The sequence below is a fragment of the Mesorhizobium sp. M4A.F.Ca.ET.020.02.1.1 genome (assembly GCF_004022645.1).
Taxonomy (GTDB): Bacteria; Pseudomonadota; Alphaproteobacteria; order Rhizobiales; family Rhizobiaceae; genus Mesorhizobium.
Genome location: NZ_RZOI01000550.1, coordinates 1 through 4,216, shown reverse-complemented (window position 1 = coordinate 4,216; position 4,216 = coordinate 1). Strand labels below are relative to the sequence as shown.

Genomic DNA, 4,216 nt, shown 5'->3' with positions numbered 1-4,216 from the left:
GCGCAGATGAAGGACGGCCTGACGCTGGTCGGCGAGAACCCCGAGACCAACTTCATCCTCACCCATGCCGGCATGCTGACCGGCATGGAACCGGAAACCACCGAGGCATGGAAGACCGGCCTGCGCACGCTCTCCGCCGCGCCCAACGTCTACGCCAAGCTGTCCGGCCTGGGCACCTTCGTCCACCGCAACGATCCGGCGCTGATCGCCTACATCGTCGACAACGCGATCGATATCCTCGGCCCGGACCATCTGATGTTCGGCTCGAACTTCCCCATCGAGAAGCTGTGGACTAGCCACGCCGAGCTGATCAAGGCGCAACGCGCGGCGGTGGCCAGGCACGGCGCGGCGGCAGAAGCGGATATCTTCTGGATCACTGCGGAAAGGGTTTATCGACCGGCATGAGAGCCTGCACCCCTGTGGGAGACGGTGGATCGGCGCGCGGCCCCGAGACGGATGAGGGCGCGACCAAAGGCGGAGCGAAGTTTATCTCGGCGATCGGCCCAAAATCCGGATGTCAATTCCGCGGCGAATGGCCTGAAACCTCGGCGCCCGCGGCCGGCGGCAGCACCAGGAAGCGGAAGGCGGCCGCAAGGCCGATTCCGCCGACCACCAGGAAGGCGATGCGGAAATCGACGAGATCGAGTGCTGCCCCGCCCCTCGCGATCTGCGACAGATTGAGGACCGCCGCCGCGACCGCCACGCCGAACAGCATCGATATCTGCTGCAGCATGCTGGACAGCGTCGCCGCCGAACTGCGCTGCGCGCCCGAGATATCGGCGAAAGCCAGCGTGTTGAGCGCGGTGAACTGCATCGAACGCGACAGGCCGGCGACCAGCATCAGCGCCACCACCAGCGCCTGCGGCGTTTCAGGCGAGATCGCCGCGCAGGCCATCACCGCGAGCGAGGCGATCAGGCCGTTGACGACCAGCACGCGACGGAAGCCGAAACGCCTCAGCGTCGGCGTCGTCACCGCCTTCATGCCGAGATTGCCGAGGAAATAGGCCAGGACGAGCAAGCCGGCATCGACCGGCCGCAAGCCGAAGCCGACCTGGAACAGCAGCGGCAGCAGGAACGGGGTAGCATTGATCGACACTCGGAAAATCGTTCCGGCCGACAGCGTCGAGATGGCGAAGGTCAGGACCTTGAACGCCTTGAGGTCGAGCAGCGGATGCGGCGTGCGCGCGAGGTGCCGCACCGCCAGCCAGCCGATCAGCACGCCGGCGGCAATCAGCGCCACGGTCGACAAGACGCCGTCCTCAGGATGCGCGATGCACTCCAGCCCGTAGAGCATCGCGGCGAGCCCGAGCGAGGTGAGCACGAACCCCGGCCAGTCGAGCGGCCTGGTCTCGGCTTCGCGGTCGCCCGGAACGAAGCGGGCGACCAGCAGCAGGCCGGCCAGGCCGAGCGGGATGTTGATGAAGAAATTCCAGTGCCAGGAGAGATAGGTGGTGATGAAGCCGCCAAGCACCGGTCCGACCACCGGCGCGAACAGCGCCGGCCAGGTGATCAGCGCGGTGGCGGCGATCAGCTCCGACTTCGACGCATTGCGCAGCACCAGGATGCGGCCAACCGGCGTCATCAGCGCGCTGCCAAGACCCTGCACTACGCGGGCGGCGACAAATTGCGAAAGGTTCTGTGAGAAGCCGCAGGCGATCGAGGCCAGGGTGAACAGGGCGATGGCGACCAGGAAGACGTTGCGCGCGCCGAAACGGTCGGCAAGCCAGCCGGACAGCGGTACGAACACGGCCATGGCCAGCATGTAAACGGTGATGCCGATGCTCATCGCCACCGCCGGCACGCCGAAGGACTGGCCCATTTGCGGCAGCGACGTCGAGATGATCGTCGAATCCAAGAGCTGCATGAAGAAGGCGACGGCGACGATCAGCGCCACGCGCCGTGCCTGGCGCGCCGGCATGGCTGTCGACGGCTGGGACACCATCGGATTGTCGGGGATACTGCTCATGACGGACCTGCTTTGAACAGCATTGGGCCAGCCTAGTCCAGTGGTTATCCAACAAACTTTTGTGGTGCCTCGCCGCCTGTTATGGGAAAGTGGGCCTAAGAGGGGAAGTGGGATGAAGCCCATCTATATCGACTATCTCAACGCTCTCGATATCGAAGCGCTGGCGATGACCGATGCCGAGATCATCGGCGCGGTCGAGGCCGGCCTTGTCGCGCAAGGCAAGGGCCAGACGGTGATCGAACCGCGCGTCCATCTTGAACCGGACCCGTCATTCCACGGCCATTTCAATGTCTTGCGCGGCTATGTGGCGCCGCTCGACGCGGCCGGCGTCAAGATCGTCGGCGACTATGTCGACAACTATCTGCACGGCCTGCCTTCGGAATTCGGCATCCTCAATCTATTCGATCCACGCACCGGCACGCCGCGCGCCATCCTCGACGCCACCGTCATCACCGACATGCGCACCGGTGCCGTCACCGCCATCGGCGCCAAGCACCTGGCGAAGAAGACATCCAAGGTGCTCGGCCATATCGGCGCGCGCGGCACCGCCTACTGGAACGTCCGCCTGCTCGACCACCTCTTCGACTTCGACGAGATCCGCGTCCATTCGCGCCGGTCGGAAAGCCGCGATGCTTTCGCAGCGAAACTCTCGGCCGACCTCGGCAAGAAAGTCACCGCGGTCGCCGACTGGAAAAGCTGCGTCGACGGAGCCGACATCGTCGTCGAGGCCTCGCGGCTCAACGAACCGCAGCCGCTGCTCAAGACCGAATGGATCAAGCCGGGCGCGCTGGTGGTGCCCTATGGCACGATGAGCGCAGTGGAGCTGTCCTTGACCGACATCATGGGCAAGATCGTCGTCGACGATTGGGGCCAGTGCAAGAGCGGCAAGTTCGGCTCGCTGCGCGCCCATGTCGAGACCGGGCGGCTGAGCGAGGCGACGTTGCATGCCGAACTCGGCCAGATCGCCGCCGGCCTGAAGCCTGGCCGCCAGGGCGACGACGAGACCATCCTGTTCTGGCATCGCGGCCTGTCGCTCTCAGACATCGCGCTCGGCAAGGCGATGCTGGCCAAGGCCGGCACGCAAGGCGTCGGCCAGAGGCTGCGTTTCGCATGACCCCGCTCGTCCTCACCGGCGCCGGCGTCAGCATCGAGGATGTCGCCGCTGCCGCGCGCAATGCGGCCAAGGTGGAGGTCACGCCCTCCGTCATGGAACACCTGGCCAAGGCGCGCAAAGTCCTCGATGAAGCTGCCGCCGCCGGCCAGCAGATCTACGGCCTGAACACCGGGCTCGGCGCCAATCTCGGCACCGCAGTCGAGGGCGACGCCAGCGCCTTCCAGCGCCAGCTTCTCGATGGGCGCGGCGCCGCCGTGGGTGACGCGTTGCCCATCCAGCTCGTGCGGGCAGCGATGTTTGCTCGTATCGCCATGCTTTCAGCCGGCGGCTCCGGCCTGTCGCCGCATGTGTTCAGCGGGCTGGTCGAAATGCTGAACGCGGGCGTGCATCCGGTGATGCCGGCGCTCGGCTCGATCGGCGCCGGCGACCTGGTGATGATGACGGCGATCGCCCACACGCTGATCGGCGAAGGCGACGCCGATTACCAAAGCCGGCGCATGCCTTCGGCCAAGGCGCTTATGATGGCGCGCCTCCCTCCTGTCAGCCTGGCGCCGAAGGACGGCTTGTCGCTGATCAATGCTTCGGCGGTCTCCACCGGCGCCGGCGCACTGGCACTTGTAGACGCGCTGTCTGCGATGGAACAGCAGCAGCAGGCCGGCGCGCTGACCATGGAAGCGCTCGCGGCCAACCGCACCATTCTCGATCCGCGCCTGCATGTCGCGCGGCCCGCGGCCTGCCAATTGCTGGCGGCAAGGACGCTGCGCGACCTGCTCGCGCGCGATCATGAAACGACGCCGACGAGCTTGCAGGATCCGCTGTCGATCCGCTGCATGCCCTCGATCCACGGGGCGCTGATCCAGGCGATCGATCATGCCAGGCTGGCGGTCGAGATCGAGCTCAACGCCGCCGCCGACAATCCGCTGGTGCTGGTCGAAGACACGTTGGTGCTGTCGACCGGCAACTTTCACACCGCGTCACTCGCGCTCGCCTTCGAGACGCTTGGCCTGGCAATCGCGCAATGCGCGGGGGCTTGCGCCGCTCGCTTCATCCAGCTCACCGGCTCGGGCCGCAACAGCCTGCCCAAATACCTGTCGCCGCTCGGCGGCGCCTCCGCCGGCTTCGTGCCTCTGCAGAAG

At 66.2% G+C, this 4,216-nt stretch carries 4 protein-coding genes; 3 read left to right on the top strand and 1 reads right to left on the bottom strand.

What is annotated here, in order from left to right; translation table 11 throughout:
- Positions 1–405: amidohydrolase family protein (locus EN742_RS26370; RefSeq protein ID WP_148670267.1), on the top strand; the 405-nt coding region annotated here is incomplete at its 5' end.
- Positions 406–517: 112 nt separating this feature from the next.
- Here EN742_RS26370 and EN742_RS26365 read toward each other — a convergent pair.
- On the bottom strand, positions 518–1,966 hold the full coding sequence (locus EN742_RS26365) for a DHA2 family efflux MFS transporter permease subunit (RefSeq protein WP_128333460.1): 1,449 nt from the start codon (positions 1,964–1,966) through the stop codon (positions 518–520).
- Between the two features lie 112 nt (positions 1,967–2,078).
- Between EN742_RS26365 and EN742_RS26360 the strand changes: the two genes are divergently transcribed.
- A complete protein-coding gene (locus EN742_RS26360; RefSeq protein WP_127407513.1) occupies positions 2,079–3,080 on the top strand; it encodes an ornithine cyclodeaminase family protein in 1,002 nt (333 codons plus the stop codon).
- On the top strand, positions 3,077–4,216 hold a 1,140-nt coding region (locus EN742_RS26355), incomplete at its 3' end, for an aromatic amino acid lyase (RefSeq protein WP_148670266.1). The genes EN742_RS26360 and EN742_RS26355, both read left to right, overlap by 4 nt.

What these genes read in the sequence shown, in the direction of transcription:
- EN742_RS26365 (WP_128333460.1), bottom strand. Translation starts at nt 1,966, where the DNA reads ATGAGCAGTATCCCCGACAATCCGATGGTGTCCCAGCCGTCGACAGCC.
- EN742_RS26360 (WP_127407513.1), top strand. Translation starts at nt 2,079, where the DNA reads ATGAAGCCCATCTATATCGACTATCTCAACGCTCTCGATATCGAAGCG.